Source organism: Polaromonas sp. P4_F6 (genome assembly GCF_056401275.1).
This window is the reverse complement of the sequence record NZ_JBFUJQ010000001.1, coordinates 1,024,395-1,045,342: the sequence shown is the minus strand read 5'-3', so window position 1 is coordinate 1,045,342 and position 20,948 is coordinate 1,024,395. Positions and strand designations below refer to the sequence as shown.

Genomic DNA, 20,948 nt, shown 5'->3' with positions numbered 1-20,948 from the left:
GGTTTATCTCGTGAACCCCCACTTCACTTCCCTTTCTTCCCCCATTTCGCCCAACCACAGGTCCGCCATGAACTACGAACAAGCCCGATTCAACATGATTGAACAGCAAATCCGCCCCTGGGAAGTGCTGGACAACCAGGTCCTTTCCCTGCTCGCCGTGGTCAAGCGCGAAGACTTCGTGCCGGCGGCCCACAAGGCCCTGGCCTTTGTCGACATGGAAATCCCGCTGCCGCCCCAGGCCAACCCCAGCCAATGCATGCTGGCGCCCAAGGTCGAGGCCCGCATCCTGCAGGAGCTGGCTGTGCAGAAGCACGAAAAAGTGCTGGAAATCGGCGCCGGCTCCGGCTACATGGCCGCCCTGCTGGCGCACCGCGCGCAGCAGGTGATCACACTTGAAATCGACCCCACGCTGGCGCAGATGGCGCGCGACAACCTGCAGCGCGCCGGTGTCTACAACGCCGAGGTGCGCACCGGCGACGGCGCCGCCAAGCTGGCGCAGGCCGTTGCCGGCAACGACCCGCTGCGCGGCCCCCTCGATGTCATCGTGCTCAGCGGCTCGGTCGCCGAAGTGCCGGCCTCGCTGCTGTCCCTGCTCAAGGTCGGCGGGCGCCTGAGCGCCATCGTGGGTTTTGAGCCCGTGATGCGCGCCACCCTGGTCACACGCGTGGCCGAAGACGCCTGGCGCACCACCCAGGCCTGGGACACCGTGGCGCCGCGCCTGCTGAACTTCCCCGAACCCTCGGCCTTCAGCTTCTGAAAGCCGGCGGCAACACCCCATCACGACCCGATCACGACACACCTGAAAGCGCCACCCATGGTTCCCCAGCTCAATCCCGCCGACTTCAGCGCCTGGCGCGACAACGCCGGCGCGGGCGCGCCCGCCCTGCCCGTGGTGCTCGACGTGCGCGAGCCCTGGGAGCTGCAGACCGCCTCGGTCAAGGAAGACGGCTTCCGCTTGGTGCATATCCCGATGCGCGAGATCCCGGCGCGCCTGCCCGAGTTGCAGGAGGCCGGTGCCGGCCAGCCGATTGCCTGCCTGTGCCACCACGGCATGCGCAGCCTGCAGGTGGCCAACTACCTGACGCAAAGCGGCTTCACCGAAGTCGTCAACCTGCAGGGCGGCATCAACGCCTGGTCGCAGCAGGTGGACCGCTCCGTGCCGGTGTACTGATCCCGTTTTTATTCGCCGATCCCTTCATTTCTTCAGGACTCTTATGACCACGCCCAAGAAACCGCCGGCCCGCCCGGTGATGTTGCCCCTGTCGATTGCGGCCGCCGTGGCACTGCTGGCCATGGCCCCCCTGGCGCAAGCCCAGAGTCTCGTCGAGCTGTATGAATCGGCCCGCGCCTTCGACGCTTCTTACCAGTCGGCCAAGCTGCAGTACGACGCCAACCTCGCCAAGGCCGACCAGGCCAAGGCCGGCATTCTGCCGACGGCGGGCATCTCGGCCGGCGTGTCGCGCACCGCGTTTGAAAACACGGCCCCGGTGATAGACCGCAGCTTCAACACGCAGAACGCCACGCTCAATCTCTCGCAGCCGCTGTACCGCCCGGCCAACTGGGCCACCTACCAGCAGGCGTCCCGGCAGGTGGACCTGGCCAAGGCCCAGCTGGAAACCGCCGACCAGGACCTGATCGTGCGCACCAGCCAGGCCTACTTCGACGTGCTGGCCGCGCAGGACACCCTGACCTTTGTGCGGGCCCAGAAAGCCGCGGTGGCCGAGCAGCTGGCCTCGGCCAAGCGCAACTTCGAGGTCGGTACCTCCACCATCACCGACACCCGTGAAGCCCAGGCCCGCTACGACCTGGTGATCGCCCAGGAACTGGCCGCCGAGAACGACCTGCGCGTCAAAAAAATCGCGCTGGACACCCTGGTCGGCAAGACCGAAACCCAGCCCAAGCCGCTGACCAGCCCGGTCGGCCTGCCGACTATCACGCCGGCCGACGTCAACACCTGGGTGTCGCAATCCGAACTCGTGCACCCCAGCATCCGCCAGGCGCAAAGCAATGTGGAGATCGCCGAGCTGGAGGTGGACAAGGCCGAAGCCGGCCACAAGCCCACGCTGGACGCCACCGCCAGCTACAACGTCACGCGCAACCCCTCGGGCACGGCCACCACCATCCCGCCCTTCGCCTTCCGCACCAACACCACGACCGTTGGCGTGCTGCTCAACGTGCCGCTGTTCGCGGGCTTTTCCACGCAGAACCGCGTGCGCGAAACCCTGTCGCTGCGCGACAAGGCCAAAAGCGACCTCGAAGGCGCGCGGCGCAGCGTGGCGCAGGCCACACGCACCGCCTACTTCGGCGTGCAGTCTGGCCAGGGCCAGGTCAAGGCGCTGGAGGCGGCCGAGCTCTCCAGCCAGAGCGCGCTCGACGCCAACAAGCTGGGCTACCAGGTCGGTGTGCGCATCAACATCGACGTGCTCAACTCGCAAAGCCAGCTGTTCCAGACCAAACGCGACCTGGCCAAGGCGCGCTACGACGTGCTGCTGGGCGACCTCAAGCTGCGCCAGGCCAACGGCACGCTGACGCCGGAAGACCTGCAGAAGATCAACGCGCTGCTGGCCCGGTAAACTCCGGCCAACCACTCCAACAAAGGCCCCCGCGCCGGGACCAGAATTTCCATGCTGATGCCTGTCGACAACAACGCGATTCCCCTGCCCATCGAAGCCGAACGCGTGCACGATGCGCCGGTCCACGTTCCCAAGGGCCCCAGCTTTGAGCTGATCGAGGAAACCACCTGGGAAGAACTCCAGCGCACCGGCCGCCGCCAGCCGTTTGACAAGCCCGTGCTGGTCAAGGGCGGCATCCACCACTGGCCGGCCTGGAAAAAATGGTCGTTTGAATTCCTCGCCGACGTCTGCGCCGGCAAGGGCGCCGAGGTCCCCGTCAAATTCACCGACGGCCTGGTCGAGCAAGGCGTGACCAAGGGCCGCCCTTTCCTGCCGGTTGCGCCCTACCTGCGCGAACTCGGCAAGGCCGCGCAGCGCACGCCAGACCCCATGGCCGGCCTGCTGCCCAAGCCAGTACGCGACGGCTACAAACCCGGCGAGCGCTTTCACCTGAACTGGGCCCACATGCAGTCGTTCAAGCCGACGACCTTGTACCTGGCGCAATGGGACATCCTCGAGAAATACCCCGAGCTGCGCCGCGACCTGCTCATCAAGAGCCTGTGGCCCGGCCGCATGACCTGGGAATACGTCTTCATGGGCCCGGCCAACACCGTGACCGGCCTGCACAACGATTTCCCGCACAACTGGTTTGTGCAGCTGCAGGGCGTCAAGGAATTCATTCTTTTCTCGCCCGACCAGCGCCAGCACATGTGCCCGGCCGCCAAGTACGACTGGGGCGCCACGCTCAGCGACATCAACGTCTCGCGCCTGCCCGAACAGGTCCGCGAACTCGCCTCCTTCGAAAAAGCCCACGGCTACCATGCCCGCGTGGAAGCCGGCGACGCGCTGTTCATTCCCAAGCGCACCTGGCACTCGGTGGTCTCGGTGGAGCCTTCCATCAGCCTGGGCATGTTCGGCCTCACGCCTTACGAAGTCGCCACCGGCGGCGCCTGGGCCACGCTGCGGGACTGGGCACATCACCTGGGCCTTTACGCCCGGAATAACTGCACCTGCCATCAGAAGGTGTAGCCCCCACGGTCACTCACTTCGTGTAGCTCCCGAGGCCTTGCAGGCCGCGGCTCGCGAGACACTTCGCCTCTGTCGCCCGTCCAAGCCTGCGCAGGCAGGCTTGGAGCCGCGGGCTCCAGCCCCTCGGGGGCCGCTGCGCCTGCGGTCTGGCAAAGCCAGCCCCGCGGCCCTTGCTTGGTTAAGGCAGAAAAACCTGCAGCGCAGCCAAGGTCCTGGCCGTGGCACCGCGATTGCGGTCGGCAAAAGCCAGCCCCGCCGCAACCGCCGCGGCGTGCGCATCAGGCCGGTCCATCCACTTGCGCGCGGTGCGCACGCCCTGCTCCATGTCCACCACGCGGCGCGCCGCGCCGGCATCCACGGCCAATTCGGCGGCTTCGGTGAAGTTAAAGGTATGCGGGCCCATCACCACCGGGCAGCCGCAGGCCGCGGCCTCGATCAGGTTCTGGCCGCCCAGGGGCGCGAAGCTGCCGCCCAGCAAGGCGACGTCGCTCATCGCGTAATAGAGAGCCATCTCGCCCAGCGAATCGCCTAGCCACACATCGGCCTGCAGCGCTTCGCCGGTCGGGCCTCCTGCCGCGTCATCCCAGCCGGATCGGCGCGACACACGCAGGCCGTGCTGGCGCACCAGTGCCTCCACCTCGTTAAAGCGCTGCGGGTGGCGCGGCACCAGCAAAATCCTGAAGCGGCTTCCGATCTCCTGCGGCGGGGCGTCCTCCGCCGGCGCATGTTCGGACTGGGCCATGGCGCTGATCTGTTGCAGGAACTGCTCTTCCTCGCCCTCGCGCGAGCTCGCGAACATCATCACCGGCAGCGCCAGCGCGCGGCGCCAGGCCTTGCCTTTTTCCTGCTGGGCGTCGTCCAGCGAGGCATCAAACTTGAGGTTGCCGAACACGCCGCCGACCGCAGCGCCGGCCTGGCGAAAGCGGCGCGCGTCGTCGTCCGTCTGCGCGTACACCGCCGACAGCGCGGCATAGGCCGGCACCGAGAGCGGCGACATCCTGAGCGCCTGCTTCAGCGATTTTTCGGACAGCCTGCCGTTGACCAGCACCAGCGGCATGGCGCGCGCTTTCGCGGCAGCCACCAGGTTGGGCCAGATCTCGGTTTCCATCAACAGGCCCAGGCGCGGCTTGAAGTGTTCAAAAAACCGCGCCACCACGCCTGGGCTGTCCCAGGGCTGCCAGACCTGCACGTCGCCGGGTTGCAGCAAGGCCACGCCCTCGGCGCGCCCGGTGGCCGTGCCGTGCGTGAGCAGGATGCGCAGGCCGGGATGGCGTTCACGCAAGGCCTTGAGCAGCACGGCCGCGGCGCGGGTCTCGCCCAGCGAGACCGCATGCACCCAGACCAGTTCGGAACGGGTTTCGGCCGGCTGCGTGTAGCGGCCAAAGCGCTCTTCGACCGCCTCAAGGTAGCCGGGCTCCTGCTTTGCGCGGCGCGCCAGCTTGCGGCGCAGCAGCGGCTGCCCACACGACACCAGCAGTGAATAAAGTTTCAGGGCCAGCGCGTTCATGCGGTGGCCCCTGCCGTGCCGCAGGCCAGCCAGGCCTGCCAGACGGCGTCGACATCCGGCGCGGGCTGCGCAAACACGCTTCTTTGGCGGCCGCCATGGCCCAGCGCATCAGGCCCGGTGCGCCAGGCCGTGTCAAAGTTGTAGATCTGCACGTGCGGCAGGTCCAGCGCGACGGCGATATGGCTCACACCGCTGTCCACGCCGATCACGCCGGCGCATTGCGCGAGTTCTTCGGCCAGCGCGTCCAGCGCCAGCGTGGGTGGCACCAGGGCCGAACCCGCCGCCGCGCCGTTCAGCGCCGCGGCCATCGCCTCGCTGGCGGCCCGCTCCGCGGCATTGCCGTGCGGCAGCAGCAGCTGGTAGCCGGCCGTGTTCAGGCGCTGGCCCAGCGCGACCCAGTGGCTCAAGGGCCATTCCTTGTCGGCACGCGAAGTGCCGTGGATGAAGGCGATGCGGCCCTTGGGGAAGTGCTCACGGGTCTTTGCGGGCGCCGCAGCCACTTTCAAACCAAAGTCAGCGGCGGCCGCAAAGCGGTAGGCCAGCGCACGCGCGGCGAGTTCACGCGAGCGCCGCACCGCATGGATGTGCGGCTCCACCGCAATCGCCACGTCGGCCACCCAGCGCGTGGGCGCCTCGTAGCCCGAGCCGTCGGTCTGGTTGGCCAGGGCATAACGTTTGCCGCCGGGCGCCAGCCGGGCCAGCCGCGCCACCAGGGCGGATTTGGTCAGGCCCTGCAGGTCGATCACGGCGTCATAGGCCTCTTGCTGCAAGTCGTGCTTGAAGGCGCGCCAGGCCTGGCGCGTGGCCGCCGTCCAGAAGGATTTGCGCCAGCGCCGTATCTCGCAGGGAATCACGTGGTGCAGGCCTTCGCTGCGCGCCAGCAAGGAGGCGAAGGACTTCTCCACCACCCAGTCAACTTGCGCATCCGGCAAGGCGGCGCGTATGTCCTGGACCACCGGCAGGGTATGCACCACATCGCCCAGGGACGAGAGCTTGACCAGGAGAATTTTCATGAAGGGCGGAAAAGCGGAAAACGACGATTTTCGCCGCAGAACGCCCCCAAGATCGGGAAAGCGCAAAAAAGGCTAAATGACCGCCCTCAAGCCCTCAATGCGCAGACGCTGCAAAGCTCGCATCAGGCTTGACGCTGCGCAACAGGCCCAGCATGTCAGTCTCAATGCGTTCCAGCGCCTGCTGGGTATGCCCCTCAAAGCGCAGCACCAGCACCGGCGTGGTGTTGGACGCGCGTATCAGGCCAAAGCCGTCGGGCCAGTCCACACGCACGCCGTCGATAGTCGAAATCTTCGCTGGCGCCGCAAACTTCGCGGATTTGATCAAGGCCTCCACCACCGCATGCGGCTCACCTTCCTTGCAGGCCACATTGAGTTCGGGCGTGCTGAAGCTGGTCGGCAAGGCATTGAGCACGATGCCGGCATCGGGTACGCGGCTCAGGATCTCGAGCAGGCGGGCGCCGGCATAGGTGCCGTCGTCAAAACCGTACCAGCGCTCCTTGAAGAAGATGTGGCCGCTCATCTCGCCGCCCAGAGGCGAATCGACTTCCTTCATCCTGGCCTTGATCAGCGAATGGCCGGTCTTGTACATCATGGGCACGCCGCCGGCGGCTTCGATTTCGGGCGCCAGGCGCTGCGAGCATTTCACGTCAAACAAAATCGTGGCGCCCGGCTCGCGCGAGAGCACGTCGCGCGCGAACAGCATCATCTGCCGGTCGGGGTAGATGTTCTGGCCGTCCTTGGTGACGATGCCCAGGCGGTCGCCGTCGCCGTCAAAGGCCAGGCCCAGTTCGGCGTCACCGCTTTGCAAGGCCTTGATCAGGTCCTGCAGGTTCTCGGGCTTGCTCGGGTCCGGGTGGTGGTTGGGAAAGTTGCCGTCCACTTCGCTGAAGAGCTCGGTGACTTCGCAGCCCAGCGCGCGAAAGATCGCGGGGGCCGAAGCGCCGGCAATGCCGTTGCCCGAATCGACGACGATTTTCATCGGGCGCTCCAGCTTGATGCCGGAGACGATGCGCTCGCGATAAGCCGTGCCCACGTCGACCTGGCGTATGCTGCCGCCCTGCGCGGGCAGCACCCAGTCCTCGCCTTCAATGACGCGGCGCAGCGCCTGGATGTCCTCGCCGTAGATCGCGCGGCCGGCCAGCACCATTTTGAAGCCGTTGTAGTCCTTGGGGTTGTGGCTGCCGGTGACCTGTATGCCGGAGCCGGCCAGCGTGCTGGCGGCGAAGTACAGCATGGGCGTGGTCACCATGCCCACGTCGATCACATCCACGCCCGTGGCGGCCAGGCCGCGCATCAGCGCCGCGCTCAGCGAAGGCCCGCTGAGCCGGCCGTCGCGGCCCACGGCCACGGCTTTTTCGCCCACCGCCAGCGCCGCCATGCCAAAGGCCTTGCCCAGGGCCTCGGCCATCGCTTCATGGATGGTGGACGGCACAACGCCGCGTATGTCATAGGCCTTGAAGATGGACGGGTTGATTTGCATCGGGGACGGTTCCTGGAGAGTGCGGGAATGGGTACGAAAGCGCATTCATTGTAGGTGGGCGCCCCGCCGCTTCCTGTAGGCGCCAGCCGTTTCCGTCCAGTCCGTTCAGACTATTGCGGGGCTGCCCCAAAGGGCGAAACCTGCCGAAAACCCGCCGAAAAACCACAAAAAAGCAGGCCCACAGACGGCCAAGGGACATGTCCGAAAACGGCCAGTCAGAACCAGCCCGCGGCGTATCATTTCTTCCATGGACCGCGACAACACCCCTCTGGCCGACAACGACTGCTACCTCGCCCTGAAGGCGCGCGATGCGCGTTTTGACGGCAGCTTTTTCACCGGCGTGACCTCCACCGGCATTTATTGCCGGCCGGTCTGCAGCGTGAAAACACCCAAGCGCGAGAACTGCCGTTTCTTCCACCATGCGGCACAGGCCGAGAACGCCGGCTTTCGCCCCTGCCTGCGCTGCCGGCCCGAGCTGGCGCCGCATTCGGTGGTGTGGTCCATCCAGGACGCTTCCTACATCCTGGCCCACCAGGCGGCGCGCCTGCTGGACGAGCCCGAGGTCTGGGCCGGTGAAGCCCCCTCGGTCGACAAGCTCGCGACGCGCCTGGGCGTGAGCGACCGCCATGTGCGGCGCATCTTCGAGGCGCAATTCGGCGTCTCGCCCATGCAGTATTTGCAGACGCACAGGCTGCACACCGCCAAGCAGCTGCTGGCCGACACCGACCTGCCGATCACGCAGATCGCGCTGATCAGCGGCTTTGCCAGCGTGCGCCGCTTCAACGCGGCTTTTGTCGAGCACTACAAACTCAACCCCACGCAGCTGCGGCGCCAGGGGCCCGAGCGTAGCGGCAAGGTCGGCGAAGGCGCGACCATACGGCTGGGCTACCGCCCGCCCTATGACGTGCAGGCCATGCTGGCTTTTTTCAGCAAGCGCTGCATCAGCGCCATCGAGTTCATTGACAGCGAGGCGGCCCAGCCCTGCCTGGGCCGGACCTTGAGCATCGAGTCCGGCGGCAAGCAACACACGGGCTGGCTGCTGGCCAGCTTTGAGGAAGAGCGTTCGCGCCTGGTGCTGCGCGTGAGCGACTCGCTGCGCGAAGTGCTGCCGCTGGTGATACGCCGCGTGCGCACCACCTTCGACCTGGACGCCGACCCGACGGCCATCAACAGCGTGCTGCACGCGGCCTTCCCCGACGGCGACGGCCTGCGCGTGCCGGGCGCGCTGTGCGGCTATGAGCTCGCGGTGCGCGCCGTGCTGGGCCAACAGATCACCGTGGCTGCCGCGCGCACCCTGGCCCAGCGCATGGTGGACCGCTTTGGCGAAACGGTGGAAACGCCCTGGCCCCAGCTGACGCGGCTCTTCCCCGCCCCCGCCGTGCTGGCCGCTGCCAGTGGCGACGCGCTGGGGCAGCTGGGCATCGTCAAGCAGCGCCAGGCCGCGATTGTGGGCATCGCCCAGGCGGTGGCCGACAAGCGCCTGCAGTTGCACAGCGGCGCCGACGTGAACGCCACGATGGCCACCCTCAAGGAATTGCCCGGCATAGGCGACTGGACCGCGCAGTACATCGCCATGCGCGCACTGCGCTGGCCCGACGCCTTTCCGGCGGGCGACGTGGCGCTGCACAAGGCCCTGGGCGTGCAGGGCCAGAAGAACCCGGCGCGCGAAGCGGAACTCGCTTCGACGGCCTGGAAACCCTGGCGCAGCTACGCGGTGATACGCGCCTGGAGCGGCACGCTGGAGCGCCCCGGCTGACGGCGATTCATGCGTGAGCGGAATGAATGCGGTGCCCCGATTTCATTGGACGGTTCAGCGCCCCGGCGCGAACATCGCCGGTGGATCATCGAGCCGACCTTTGCCCGCAAAACACCAAGCCAGCCAAAGCCGCCTCATTAGGACTCAAAAAGACCTGATAAGGCAGACACTCGAAACCATTCAAAAGGTGAACAAGATGAAATTCGACAACTCCATCGTCCAGACAACCTTTCACAGCCCCCTGGGGGAAATGATCATCGCCGCCACCGACAAAGGCCTGGCCGGCGTCTGGTTTGCCGGCCAGCGGCATTTGCCGCCGCAACTCGTGAAACCCTATGTGTGGCGCGAAGACCCGGGGCACCCGGTGCTCAGGCAAACCATCGCGCAGCTGACGGAATACTATGCCGGCACGCGCACGACCTTCGATCTGCCGCTGGACCTGGGCCACGGCACGGCCTTCCAGCAGTCGGTGTGGCAAGCCTTGCTGGCCATCCCGCAGGGCGACACCCTGAGCTATGGCCAGGTGAGCCAGCGCATAGGCAAACCCGAGGCGGTGCGCGCCGTGGGCGCGGCAGTCGGCCGCAACCCGGTCAGCGTGATCGTGCCCTGCCACCGCGTGCTGGGCTCCGACGGTTCACTCACGGGTTATGCTGGCGGGCTGCACCGCAAGACCGCCTTGCTCAAACTCGAAGGCGCACTTCAGGAGAACATGCTGTGAGTTCCAGTCCTTCCGGCATCGCCGCGCCCGTGGGCGCGGCCGCCCAACCCAAAAGCTGGGCCGCCGACTTCGTGATGCTGGCCGCCATCTGGGGCTCGTCCTTTCTGTTCATGCGCATCAGCACGGTGGAGTTCGGCCCACTGCCGACCGCCGCCCTGCGCGTGGCCATCGCCGCGCTCTTCCTGCTTCCCATCGTTTGGCTGCGCGGCCTGCTGCCTGAGCTCAAGGCCAACTGGAAAAAGATTTTCGTCATCGGCGTGCTCAATTCAGGCATTCCCTTTGCCTGCTTTTCCTTCGCGCTGCTCTCCATCACCACGGGCCTGTCGGCCATCCTCAACGCCACCGTGCCCATGTTCGGCGCGCTGATCGCCTGGCTCTGGCTCAAGGACAAGCCCAATGCCTCGCGCATCCTGGGCCTCATCGTCGGCTTTGCCGGCGTGGCCATGCTGGCCTGGGACAAAGCCACCTTCAAGCCCGACGCATCCGGCGTGGCGCCCGGCTGGGCCGTGCTGGCCTGCCTGTTTGCCTGCCTGTGCTACGGCATCTCGGCCAGCTACACCAAACGCTACCTGACGGGCATGCCGCCCCTGGTCACGGCCGCCGGCAGCCAGATAGGCGCGACCCTGGGCCTGGCCCTGCCCGCCGCCTGGCTGTGGCCGGCGCAGATGCCGGGCGCACACGCCTGGCTGGCGCTGCTGGCCGTGGGCGTACTCTGCACCGGCGTGGCCTACATCCTGTTCTTCCGCCTGATTGAAAACGCCGGCCCGCCGCGCGCGCTGTCGGTCACCTTCATGGTGCCGGTGTTCGCCGTGATCTACGGCGTGATCTTCCTCGGCGAGCATGTGACGGCCTGGATGGTGGTCTGCGCCGTGGTGATTGTGATTGGCACGGCGCTCTCGACCGGCTTGCTCAAGCTGGGCCGCAAACCTCAGCAGCAGAAGGCATGACGTCGGCTCGCAAGACCAAGCTCAAGATCAAGCTGGCCGCGCCCAAGCCGCGTAACCCCTTGGTGGCGGCAGCGGCGCAGCGCAAGGCCGGCTCGCACCGCAAATCCGAAGCAAGCCTGCGCAAAAAAGAAAAGATGGCGCTCAAAAAGCAGCTGTTTCAGCTGTAATACGCCGTCATACGATCGTCGCTCAAGCTGGGTGAGAATCAGGGCTCCAACCATCTGACTCACACAACAAGGGCGACTCACATGCTGCAGTTCCATGTCTCCGGCCAAACCGGACGCGCTATCACCCCCACCACGCCAACAATGGCCTTGCGCGCCCTGCTCACGGGCCTCTGCCTGCTGGCCTGCCTGGGCAGCGCGCAGGCCCAGGACTCGCTCGATGCGATGGTCAGCGCGCAAGCCAAGGAGGCAGGCTTTCCCGCACTGGCCGCCGCGGTGGTCAGCAAGGGCCAGCTCATGGCCGTGGGCACGGGCGGCACGCGCCGTGTCGGCGCCACCATTCCCGTCACGCACCAGGACCGCTTTCACATAGGCTCGGACACCAAGGCCATGACATCCCTGCTGGCCGCCATGATGGTGGAGGCCGGCAAGCTGCGCTGGGACAGCACGTTTGAGCAGGTGTTCCCCGAACTGGCCGCCGGCATGGACGCCGGCGTCAAACGCGTCACGCTGACCCAGCTGCTGTCGCACACCAGCGGCCTGCCTTCGGACAACGCGGACTTTGACGCGCTGCTGGCCAAGGTGGTGTTCCAGCCCGGCAATCTCAACGACCAGCGCTACTGGATGGTGCAGCAGACCGTCACCAAACCACTGGCCCGGGAGCCCGGCGCATCTTTTGCCTATTCCAACCTCGGCTACACCCTGGCCGGCGCCATGATCGAACGCGTCGGCGAAAAATCCTGGGAAGAGCTGATCACCGAGCGCGTGTTCATGCCGCTCAAGCTCACCAGCGCCGGCATAGGCCCGCAAGCCACCCTGGGCCGCATAGACGCGCCGCTGGGCCACGCCGTGGTGGACGGCAAGCTCAAGGCCATGATTGGCGGGCCCGAGGCCGACAACCCGCTGGTCATCAGCCCGGCCGGCACCGCCCATATGTCGGTGCTGGATTTTGTGCAGTGGGGCAGCTGGATGGCAGGGCAAGGCAAACGCGCGCCCTTCCTGGTCAAGCCCGACACCATGAAAAAACTCGTGACGCCCGTGGTCTCCATGTCGGCCGCCTCGACCGCCTCCACCACGGTATCGGGCGCGGCGCAGTACGCGCTGGGCTGGGGTTCCACCCAAATGGCCTGGACGCCCTACCCCGTCGCTTTCCATGGCGGCTCCAACAATATGAACAAGGCCTATATCTGGGTCGACACCGAACGCGACGCGGCGATTGTTGTCATGGCCAATGTGGCAACGCCCAATACCGACGACGTGATGCAAAAGCTGGCCGGCAAGCTGTATGCGCGGTACGTGAAAGAGCTCCCTTGAACATTTCCGCTATCGTCGATCACAATCAACTCATTGCGAGAGCCGCGAAGAGCGTCCTTGCTCCACTTGGTTGCAAACAAAAGGGACGATCGCGCATCTGGTTCGTCGATCACGGCTGGTGGCTCGCGGTCATTGAGTTCCAGCCAAGTTCTTGGGGAAAAGGTAGCTATCTCAACGCTGCGGCAATGTGGCTTTGGAACGCCAAGGATCATTGGTCGTTCGACGAAGGAGGCAGAGTGGAAACGTTTCACACCTTTCGGAACGAAGAGCAATTTTCAGAAGCGGCGGAGCATCTTGTCGCGAGTGCGGCAGCCGAAGTTTCGTCACTCAGAATGAGGTTCCCGTCGATTGAAGCAGTGGCAGCGCACCTTGAAAGAAAGCAGAAGATCGACATCTGGGATCACTACCATGCCGCACTCTCTTCCGCTCTAATCGGCCGCTCTGCTTATGCACGGTCACAGTTCGAAAAGGTGGCATCAACTCAGGCGCATGCTCCATGGGTCACCAACGTTCAGTCGAAGGCAGAGGCTTTCTCGACGGTCGCGTCGTCCGTCGACGACGTGCGCCAAGCTGTAGCTGAAGAAGTCATCGCGGCACGAGCCTTGCTGAAGCTACCGCCGCTTTCAAACGGAAACCTCTGGGAATAGCTATGGCCTTTCCTACAACTGCACCCAAAGTCGAAGCAGCCGAGCGAGAACTAGGCGTGAAATTTCCGCGTGAGTACAGAGAGCGGCTTCTGGCACGCAATGGCGGTGAGATCTCCACAGCAGGCGACGATTGGCAGGTTTTCCCGGTATTCGACTCAAGCAGCCGCAAGACTGCAGGGCGCTCCGCGGGGCATGTAGTCCTGGAAACCCGCAACGCCCGAGCCTGGGAAGGCTTCCCGCCAGACGCCGTCGCAATCGCTTCAAACGGAGAAGGTGACTATCTGGTCTTGATACCAAAAGCGCCTTCTAGTCAGCTGGACGGTCAAGTGCAGGTCTGGAACCATGAAACGCGCAAGTGCAAGCCAAGCCCGCTTCGTTATGACGACTAATCCCAAGGTCGAGCCAGGCCTTTTCACGAAAATTCGATACCCACACACCATGGAGGAAGGTATGAGCGACACAATTTGGGTCCGCAGAAAGTCCAGAGTCGGCACCGATGATTCAGGCGACGATTACGACCACTCGCTCTTTTGCAAGGCCTCTGAAGAACTGGACAAACTCGCCAAAATCCTGGGCGTGCGTCCGCTGTCGGACTTCATCGACACCACCGACATGCAATTCAACTTTTCTGAGGACGATCTCCCCGAGTCGTGGATCGCCGAAAATGAAAAGTGGTTTGCGCCCGCGGATGCACTGCCCTCGCTCACAAAGATCATCGAGCATTTGAAGGCCGGCGAAGTCAAAGGCATCAAGGAAAAGCTGCGCCCCGAACTCATCGAGGAACTGGAAGACTGCCTGGCCAAAGTCTCCGAGGCCGAGAAAGAGGCGGACCAGTTCCATTTTTGCCTGGTGATGTAAGGCCTGGGGACCACCAATGCAGCCCTACTCGCCGCCACCGGTGCTTGAGCCATCCCTGCGCGCCTTGCAGGACTATATGCACCGCTTCTACCCGGACCGCGCCCACAGCGATCCCATACCCCTCGACTTCTGGTCGGTCGGCGACGACGAGCTCTTCCTCGAAATCCTGGGCTACATGCCCCTGCACATCAGCGAAGAAGCGCAAGCCGGCTTCGCCGAGTGGCCCCTCGCTTTTCAGCTTGCATTTCCGATTTTCTGGCTTGAAGACGACTATGAAGTCAACGGCTGGACCGCACTGACCAACGCCGGTGAGGAGCTGCTTCAGCTTGCCGTCGATGCCTACGACCGTATCGGCATGCACGCCGAAGCACAAGCCCTCGCCAAGGCAATGGCATCGGTTCGTGAAGCGCCTGCCGATGAAGAGGCCGCCGAGCGGGCGTACAAGTCCGTTCCGAATCCGTATGCGGACGATGAGGCCAAGTTCAATGAGCTACTGCGTTTCTTTCGCGGCAATCCACAGCTTTGGCAGGAAACGAATCAGCCCTGAACCATCCACCAGGCAGCGCCAGGCTTTGTTCAGGCCATACACCTCAGGAGAACCCATGTTTGACCACGTCAAATTCGGCGTCAGCGACTATGCGGCGAGCAAGGCCTTCTTCCTCAAGGCGCTTGAGCCGCTCGGCGTGGCTATTGCCTCGGAGGGTCCGCCGGCCTATGGCGTCGAGCTGAGCTCAAAGGCCAAGGCTTCTTTGTGCCTGTTCCAAACAGGGGAGAAGCCGGCGCATCTTCACCTGGCGTTTATCGCCAGCAATCGCCAGCAGGTCGAAGCTTTCTATCACGCGGCGCTGGAAGCGGGCGGCAAAGACAATGGCGCGCCCGGCCTGCGCCCGCACTACCACGCGAACTACTATGCGGCTTTTGTCATTGGCCCGGACGGGCACAACATCGAAGCGGTTTGCCACGAACCCGAGACTTGAGCCTTCCATCAAGACAAGCGGGGTGTGCCTGCGTAGGTCAGATTTGGATGGAAATTACTGTGCTAAGTGGTCAGGTCGGGATTCGACGGAAAATTCGGGCAGACCTCAGCGCAATTAAGCACACTCAAGCAAGGGGACGTACTCGCCGTCTCCTCGTGAAGATCGGTGTCAGCGGTAAGCCTAGTTCCCATCGGGCGCTAGGCGAACACCGTTGTGCGTCACATAGCAGTCAACAAAACCAGCAATTTCCCCAGGGGCATAGATCGTCAGGAACGAGTCATTGGGCGCGACTGTAAAACACAAATTCGATGTATTCCCATCAAAGACGGCATGCACTTCAACGCGCTGACCTGGCTGAATCATGAAATATTCAGAAAGCGGTTCGAGCAGCACTTTAATTGGCTCATGGCGCTCATTTTGCAACGGTAGCTTTAAGGATAGGTTTGGCATATTTCCCTATTTCCATAGTTTAAGAATCTGCGCCATGTAAGCCGCACGCTCGGGAGCCACGGCACCTCCGCGACCTGCAGCTGCAGCTGCGTTGTATAGATTTCGCACAGCTTCGACTTCCGCTCTGCTCATGCTTGCTTGAATTCGCGCCAATGCAGCTGCGTCTAGCGCGGCTCGAGCACTCTGCACACCTTCAAGGCCATTACCCCATCGAAAAATCTGTTTTAACTCGGGAGCCGTGCGCGTAGCAAAGACCTCGGCCTTCAAGGCCTCGCGTGCAACCGGCGCACTGCACATCATCGGAGCTGCGGCAGAACCAATCAGTCCCAAAGCATTGGGGGTCAGCGCGCCGGCCACGGCTGGCATCGACACGGCCCTCGTCCACGCTCCCGCTCGCACCGCATCATCGAGTGTAGTATTTCTTCGTGCGCTCGCGAGAGTTGTAAGGTCGAAAAAGCTTGGCCCGTCAGGAGATAAGCCCAACGAATCTGCAAAATTCGTCGGATCTCCCCCAACATAGACGAAGGTATTGATCCCACCCTCAAGGCCAATCGGATCGGGCTGCATATAGCGTCCGATCCTCGGGTTGTATTCTCGATTCCAGTTCTGAAACAGCCCGCTCTCTGCGTCAAACACTTGGCCAGGCAGGCGCTGGTTGAAGCTGAAGGTCCCCAGGCTATTGGGATTTTGATCCGGTGCCGTCGCGCCAAAGGCTTCGGCCGAATCCCAGCGCCAGGCAATGGTTTCATCACTCTGACGCGTGATGACGCGCGATGCGCCAAGCTGGTCGGTTGAGACGTTGTACAGGTTGATCGCGATGTCGCTCGTCGCTGCCGTCCCCGTTTGCTTGACCACTCCAACTGGGCTTCCCAGGTAGATGGTTTCATAGAGCGGGACGCCATTAGCATCGTACTCACCAAGCAGCTTGCCGGACTCGTCGTAGACGTAATAAGTCGCGCCGGTTGGAACAAGCGCCGTCGGTCCAGTCTTGCCAACCCGCAGCTCCAGCGCGTTGTAGCTGTAGGTGACGGTGCCGCCAGCATTCGTCATGGTCGCCAGCCGGCCTCTATCACTGTAGGTATAGCTATTGGTCCCATCACTCGTGATATTACCGGCCGCGTCATGCACGACAGTGGCCGTACCACCCACGTCCTGGGTCTGGGTCAGCTTGTTGCTGGTAGCCGAGATGGTGTTGAGATAGCTCGTGCCGCTGATAACCTTGGCCGTACGGTTGCCCGTGGCGTCATAGCTATATTGGATCGCCGTGCTGCCCAGCGTGGCGCTGATCAGACGGTTCAGGTTGTCATACCCAAAGCTCTGGTCCAGTGCCGGAACCGGGCTTCCATTGCTGACATGCGTATAACCCATAATGCGCCCCGCGGTGTCACGAACAACGGTGCGGCGAATGCCGGTTGTTGTCGGGTCACCGAGGTTGTAAGCGCTGATCTGGCCATAGACGTCATAGCTAATCGCCTGGGTCTTGGTGCTGGCCCAGGTCCAGCCTGTGAGCTTGCTTTCGGCGTTTTGGGTGATGCCCGAGAGCATCGGCAAGGTGGATCCCGTGTTGGTGCCCACACCATTGGCATTCGGCGGATTGACCGTGATGCCGGAAACATCGCCATAGGCGTTGTAGCTGTAGTTGACCCGCGTGCCACTCGGATAGGTGATCGCCGTCAGCTTGTCCAAGGCGCTTCCGCTATCACCCCAGGAGTAGCCCACCGTAAACGTCCTGGAGCCCGTGGTCTGGACCTTGGAGGTCTTGCGGCTCATGCTGTCGAAGGTGTAGACAGCCTGGCCGGAGGCGTCGGTGATCTTGGTGAGCTGGCCTATGGCGCCCTGGACGGGTGTGGTGCCGCCGTCGTACTCAAAAACGCTATCGGTCCCCGTAGCGTAGTGGGCGCGAGTTAGGCGGTCCCCGTTGTCATAGGTGTACTGGGTGAGCTTGCCTCTTGCGTCGGTTTTGGTGAGCAGGTTTCCGACCGCGTCATAGGTGTATTGGCTCGCTCCCGTGTCCGGGCTGGTCTGCGCCGTGACATTGCCCAGGCCATTCGGGCTGTAGGTCGTCGCCAGGTTGCGCGGGTCGGTGACCTGGATCAGGCCATCAGCGGCGTTGTAGGCAAAGCCCGTAGTCGTTGGCGTCGCGCTGCCGATATTGGCCGGCTGCTGGGTCTGGATGGGCCGGCCCAGGCTGTCGTAGTAGGTGTAGCTGGCCAGGCCATTGGGGTCCAGCACCGTGGTGGGCCTGCCCATGGCGTCATAGCCGTACTGCCAGGTCAGGGTGCCGGTGTTGATCGCGACATTCACGCCCGAGGAGATCGAAGGGTCGTTATTGGTATCGCCGGCATATTCGGCGCTCAAGGTGTGGCTGCCCAGGGCCAGGGAATTGGTGGCGAGTGTTGCCACGCCACCGCTCAAGGCGCTGCTGCCTACCGTGGTGCCGCCATCCTTAAAGGTGACACTACCTGTCGGGCTGGCACCTGTGACCGTCGCGATCAGCGTGATGCTTTGCCCTACCGGGGCGGCGCCTGCGCTGCTGCTCAAGCTGGTGGTGGTCGGCGTCGCGGCCCAGGCAGGAGCCATGGCCGCCAGCAAGGCCAGGCCGGCCAGCCAGGCGGTGAAGGTCTTGCCGACACGGTGTGTTAGTGGTGTTTTCAATTGCTCGCTCCGGTGACTTGCTGGACCCGGTTCAGCGCGTCATAGACGCGGGTGATGTTTCTTTGCAGGGTGTTCGACGCATCCTTGACTTGCTCGCCGACCTTGTTGCCCATGTTGTCCAGGGTGTAGGTGACCAAGTTGCCTTTGGCATCCGTGACGCTGGTCAGCCGGTGTGCGGCGTCGTAGCTGTAACCCAGCGTCGTGCCGTCGGGCAGGTTGGCGCCCGTGAGCTGGCCTGCGTTGTCGTAGGTGTAGGTGGTCGTGCGGGCCGTGCCGCCTGGCGGAGTGGCCGCCGTGCTGCTGACCCAGCCTCTCGGCGTGTAAGTGATGTTGGTCACAACGCCGTTGGGATCGGTCATCTGGCGCACGCGCCCTGCCCTGTCGTACTGTGTGAACTGAGTCACATGGCCGGTGGCGTTGGTAATGGACTGAAGATCACCTGCCGTATGGCCCACGGCGTTGGGGTCCACAATGGGACCCGAGGCCGGTATGAAGTTGGCCGTGTAACGGGCCACACCTTTGGTGATGCGGACATCGTCCATATAACCGAGCCACGCAGCGCTACCCGTGTGCGAGACGTAGGCTTGCGCGACCGAAGCGATATTGCTGCTGTCCGCCCAGGACGTCACGGGGCTGCCTGAGAAATTGTTATTGCGCACGGTCAGCAGATTGCCGTCCAGGAAAGCCCGGGCGAGCCCGCCGCTGCGCGTGAAGGCCACGTGGTGCCAGGCGCCTGCAAGGCTCGTCTGGGTGTGCACCGAACTGTAGAGAGGGGGAAACGAGGTGGAGTCCAATGCGAACTGCAGCCTTCCGCCGAATCCATCATCCCCAAAGCGGATGCTCATGTAGGTAGAGCCCCAGGGGATGACGAAAAGGTTGCGATAACCCGATCCTGCAGAGGAAAGGTAGAACCAGCCCTCGATCGTGAAATCGCCCGTCCCAAAGCTGAAGTTGTTGCCGGGACTGGCAGGTATTGAGAGATAGTCGCCATCGCCGTCAAAAACAATCGATGAGCCGCCAAATTTGCTTTGCGCCGTGCTGATCTTGGCGTTGCCAACCGCGGTGACCGCCTTGGGCGAAGCGGCGCTATCCGTCATGACCGTCGAGTTGTTGGCGCCACCACCGCGCAACAGAACGCTCACGGAAGAAAAGTAGGGGTCGGAATTGCCCTCGGAGTCAGAAAAACTCGATGCCGTGGGGTAGTAAGCACGGGTAGTGACGCGACTCAGCGGATCGGTGCTGGTGAGCACCCGGCCCATGGCGTCATAGGTAAAACTGGAAGTGCGCGACGGAACACTTGCGTCCATCGTGGCGGCAAGACCCTGGGCGCCGTCGGCGTCCGTGGTGGCTTGCACCACCTGCTTGCACACTAGGGGTAAGGTTTTGCCATTGGACAGAACGGGCGCGGTGGTGCAGTTGGCCATGACGTTGCCGTTGAAGGGATCGGGCTGGCCGTGGTAAACGGTGGTCGTGCTCACTAGTGGCTCGCTTACCTTGATGGGTAGTTGCCAGTCCGCATGCCAGTTCGTTTCAATCTTCCGGCTTCCAGCGGGCAGGGTTGACCCACCGGGAAGAACGCTGGCACAGGCCACGGTCTTGGCCAGGCCCTCGACCCGCACGGTTTCCCGATTGCTGCCGTCATAGGCGTAGCAACTACGTTGGCCGCTGAAATCGTCTTGGCTCGTCAGGTTGCCGTTGGCGTCGTAGCTCAGGGCATTGCTGGCCGCCGCGCAGCCCGAGCCGGCCGGCTGGCTCATGCCACCCAAGGCAGGCATGCCCTGCACATTGGAGGAGTTGACGGTGCTGGTCTGCCCGTTGGGCAAAGTCAGCACCACGCCCGAGGGCGCCACCCAATCATGCACGCGGGTAGTGATCTGGGTGACCGGGTCATAGGTCTGCGTCATCGCGGTTTGGGGCGGCGTGCCGTAGCTGGCCGTGTATTTGTTCACCCCGGCGCCGATCTCGGTGGAGATGGCACGGCCCTGGCTGTCATAAGCAAAGGTCGCATAACGGGCGTTGTTCTCGTCCATCACGCCGGTCAGCGCCCAGTTCAAACTGGTGTTCTCGTAGAGAAACTGGCGCGTCTTGCCGTCTTGCCAGGTCAGTGAAACCAGGTTGCCGCCCGTGTAGGCGGCGGTGATGTTGCGGCCCGTGGTATCGATAATCTTTGACAGCAGCCCGTCGTTGGCGGCCACGCCGCCGGCGGGAAGGGTGTATTCGAACTTGATGCTGCGCAAGGTGTTGTCCGTCACCTCCAGCAAATAGCCGGCAGCGGGGGCGCCTGGGCCGGCGGCCTGGCTGTAGCGAAAGCTCCAGGTGTTTCCAGCGGCATTGGCCATCAAGATCAGCTGGCCCGCAGCGTTGTACTCTTCAAAAGTTCGCAAGGCTACCTGGGTGTAGCGGTAGCCGTTCGGGATGACCTGCAGCTTGTCGCTGACGTCGGCCGTTGCGTCAAACACATTGGTCTGGGGGTTGAAGTTGAAATTCACCACCCGGCCGTTTCCGCGGAACAACTGGGCGCCAAAACCACCAGTGCCGAACTTGATGTTGCGATGCAGGCTGCTTTCCCATAAACCACCCAGCGCGGGTGCGCTGCCTAAGGTCATCGGCGTCAGGCCGGCTGATGCCGCAGTAAACACCTTGCGGTTGTCGTAGGTCAGGACGAGGGGCTGGCCGCCCAGCGACACGCCTGTCTGCAAGGTATAGGTTTCCGCCCCCACCAGGGGCGAAATAGGATCACCCACCTTGAGTTCGGCAGGGCATTTAAGAGGTTTGGAGGTGTTCAGGACGTTCACCACCGTGCCGCCTACGCCGCCTAGGA

Annotated in this window: 20 protein-coding genes; 14 read left to right on the top strand and 6 right to left on the bottom strand. The window is 63.7% G+C overall.

The features are described from left to right. Nucleotides 1-67 precede the first annotated feature (67 nt). The 4 genes from AC1DUN_RS04995 to AC1DUN_RS04980 are packed head-to-tail and all read left to right on the top strand — an operon-like array spanning nt 68 to nt 3,641. A complete protein-coding gene (locus AC1DUN_RS04995) occupies nt 68-757 on the top strand; it encodes a protein-L-isoaspartate O-methyltransferase family protein (RefSeq protein WP_477712975.1) in 690 nt (229 codons plus the stop codon). A 57-nt stretch (nt 758-814) separates the two neighbouring features. Continuing rightward, the gene (locus AC1DUN_RS04990; protein WP_007865951.1) at nt 815-1,171 is read left to right on the top strand and encodes a rhodanese-like domain-containing protein; all 357 of its coding nucleotides are present in this window, start codon (nt 815-817) and stop codon (nt 1,169-1,171) included. Nucleotides 1,172-1,214: 43 nt separating this feature from the next. After that, a complete protein-coding gene (locus tag AC1DUN_RS04985) occupies nt 1,215-2,573 on the top strand; it encodes a TolC family outer membrane protein (RefSeq protein ID WP_477712974.1) in 1,359 nt (452 codons plus the stop codon). 51 nt (nt 2,574-2,624) lie between these two features. Next, a complete protein-coding gene (locus tag AC1DUN_RS04980) occupies nt 2,625-3,641 on the top strand; it encodes a cupin-like domain-containing protein (RefSeq protein ID WP_477712973.1) in 1,017 nt (338 codons plus the stop codon). Between the two features lie 178 nt (nt 3,642-3,819). Here AC1DUN_RS04980 and AC1DUN_RS04975 read toward each other — a convergent pair whose 3' ends face one another. The 3 genes from AC1DUN_RS04975 to AC1DUN_RS04965 all read right to left on the bottom strand — a co-directional run bounded on the left by AC1DUN_RS04975 (nt 3,820) and on the right by AC1DUN_RS04965 (nt 7,641). Further along, on the bottom strand, nt 3,820-5,148 hold the full coding sequence (locus AC1DUN_RS04975) for a 3-deoxy-D-manno-octulosonic acid transferase (protein ID WP_477712972.1): 1,329 nt from the start codon (nt 5,146-5,148) through the stop codon (nt 3,820-3,822). Next, nucleotides 5,145-6,161, bottom strand: a complete 1,017-nt coding sequence (gene waaC / locus AC1DUN_RS04970; RefSeq protein WP_477712971.1) for a lipopolysaccharide heptosyltransferase I — start codon at nt 6,159-6,161, stop codon at nt 5,145-5,147. The genes AC1DUN_RS04975 and waaC overlap by 4 nt, the downstream gene beginning before the upstream one ends. 94 nt (nt 6,162-6,255) lie before the next feature. Continuing rightward, nucleotides 6,256-7,641, bottom strand: coding sequence for a phosphomannomutase/phosphoglucomutase (locus AC1DUN_RS04965; RefSeq protein WP_477712970.1), 1,386 nt, complete (start codon nt 7,639-7,641; stop codon nt 6,256-6,258). A gap of 247 nt (nt 7,642-7,888) precedes the next feature. On the opposite strand from AC1DUN_RS04965, the gene AC1DUN_RS04960 reads away from it, so the two are divergent. The 10 genes from AC1DUN_RS04960 (at nt 7,889) to AC1DUN_RS04915 (ending at nt 15,022) form a co-directional block, all read left to right on the top strand. Further along, nucleotides 7,889-9,397, top strand: coding sequence for a DNA-3-methyladenine glycosylase 2 family protein (locus AC1DUN_RS04960; RefSeq protein WP_477712969.1), 1,509 nt, complete (start codon nt 7,889-7,891; stop codon nt 9,395-9,397). A 196-nt stretch (nt 9,398-9,593) separates the two neighbouring features. Next, on the top strand, nt 9,594-10,115 hold the full coding sequence (locus AC1DUN_RS04955; protein ID WP_477712968.1) for a methylated-DNA--[protein]-cysteine S-methyltransferase: 522 nt from the start codon (nt 9,594-9,596) through the stop codon (nt 10,113-10,115). Next, nucleotides 10,112-11,062 carry a DMT family transporter gene (locus AC1DUN_RS04950; RefSeq protein WP_477712967.1) on the top strand — a complete coding sequence of 317 codons (951 nt, stop codon included), beginning with the start codon at nt 10,112-10,114 and terminating at the stop codon, nt 11,060-11,062. Before AC1DUN_RS04955 ends, AC1DUN_RS04950 begins: the two co-directional genes overlap by 4 nt. Further along, nucleotides 11,059-11,229: a hypothetical protein gene (locus AC1DUN_RS04945; protein ID WP_175456055.1), complete on the top strand. Its 171-nt coding sequence runs from the start codon at nt 11,059-11,061 to the stop codon at nt 11,227-11,229. The genes AC1DUN_RS04950 and AC1DUN_RS04945 overlap by 4 nt, the downstream gene beginning before the upstream one ends. Before the next feature lie 81 nt (nt 11,230-11,310). Next, nucleotides 11,311-12,540 carry a serine hydrolase domain-containing protein gene (locus tag AC1DUN_RS04940; protein ID WP_477712966.1) on the top strand — a complete coding sequence of 410 codons (1,230 nt, stop codon included), beginning with the start codon at nt 11,311-11,313 and terminating at the stop codon, nt 12,538-12,540. Beyond that, the gene (locus tag AC1DUN_RS04935) at nt 12,537-13,187 is read left to right on the top strand and encodes a DUF4304 domain-containing protein (RefSeq protein ID WP_477712965.1); all 651 of its coding nucleotides are present in this window, start codon (nt 12,537-12,539) and stop codon (nt 13,185-13,187) included. The genes AC1DUN_RS04940 and AC1DUN_RS04935 overlap by 4 nt, the downstream gene beginning before the upstream one ends. A gap of 2 nt (nt 13,188-13,189) precedes the next feature. Continuing rightward, nucleotides 13,190-13,576: an SMI1/KNR4 family protein gene (locus AC1DUN_RS04930; protein WP_477712964.1), complete on the top strand. Its 387-nt coding sequence runs from the start codon at nt 13,190-13,192 to the stop codon at nt 13,574-13,576. A gap of 61 nt (nt 13,577-13,637) precedes the next feature. Then, entirely contained in the window at nt 13,638-14,045 is a 408-nt protein-coding gene (locus tag AC1DUN_RS04925; RefSeq protein WP_477712963.1) for a hypothetical protein, read from the top strand. Nucleotides 14,046-14,061: 16 nt separating this feature from the next. Next, nucleotides 14,062-14,592 carry a DMP19 family protein gene (locus AC1DUN_RS04920; protein WP_477712962.1) on the top strand — a complete coding sequence of 177 codons (531 nt, stop codon included), beginning with the start codon at nt 14,062-14,064 and terminating at the stop codon, nt 14,590-14,592. 55 nt (nt 14,593-14,647) lie between these two features. Beyond that, nucleotides 14,648-15,022 (top strand): VOC family protein, encoded by a 375-nt coding sequence (locus tag AC1DUN_RS04915; RefSeq protein WP_477712961.1) that lies wholly within the window; start codon nt 14,648-14,650, stop codon nt 15,020-15,022. Between the two features lie 180 nt (nt 15,023-15,202). On the opposite strand, the gene AC1DUN_RS04910 is transcribed toward AC1DUN_RS04915, so the two are convergent. From AC1DUN_RS04910 to AC1DUN_RS04900, 3 genes are read right to left on the bottom strand one after another with little or no spacing between them, the layout of a single operon-like run. Then, entirely contained in the window at nt 15,203-15,472 is a 270-nt protein-coding gene (locus AC1DUN_RS04910; RefSeq protein ID WP_477712960.1) for a hypothetical protein, read from the bottom strand. Between the two features lie 6 nt (nt 15,473-15,478). Continuing rightward, the gene (locus AC1DUN_RS04905; RefSeq protein WP_477712959.1) at nt 15,479-18,127 is read right to left on the bottom strand and encodes an Ig-like domain repeat protein; all 2,649 of its coding nucleotides are present in this window, start codon (nt 18,125-18,127) and stop codon (nt 15,479-15,481) included. Further along, the gene (locus AC1DUN_RS04900) at nt 18,124-20,922 is read right to left on the bottom strand and encodes a LamG-like jellyroll fold domain-containing protein (RefSeq protein WP_477712958.1); all 2,799 of its coding nucleotides are present in this window, start codon (nt 20,920-20,922) and stop codon (nt 18,124-18,126) included. The genes AC1DUN_RS04905 and AC1DUN_RS04900 overlap by 4 nt, the downstream gene beginning before the upstream one ends. Between the last annotated feature and the right edge of the window lie 26 nt (nt 20,923-20,948).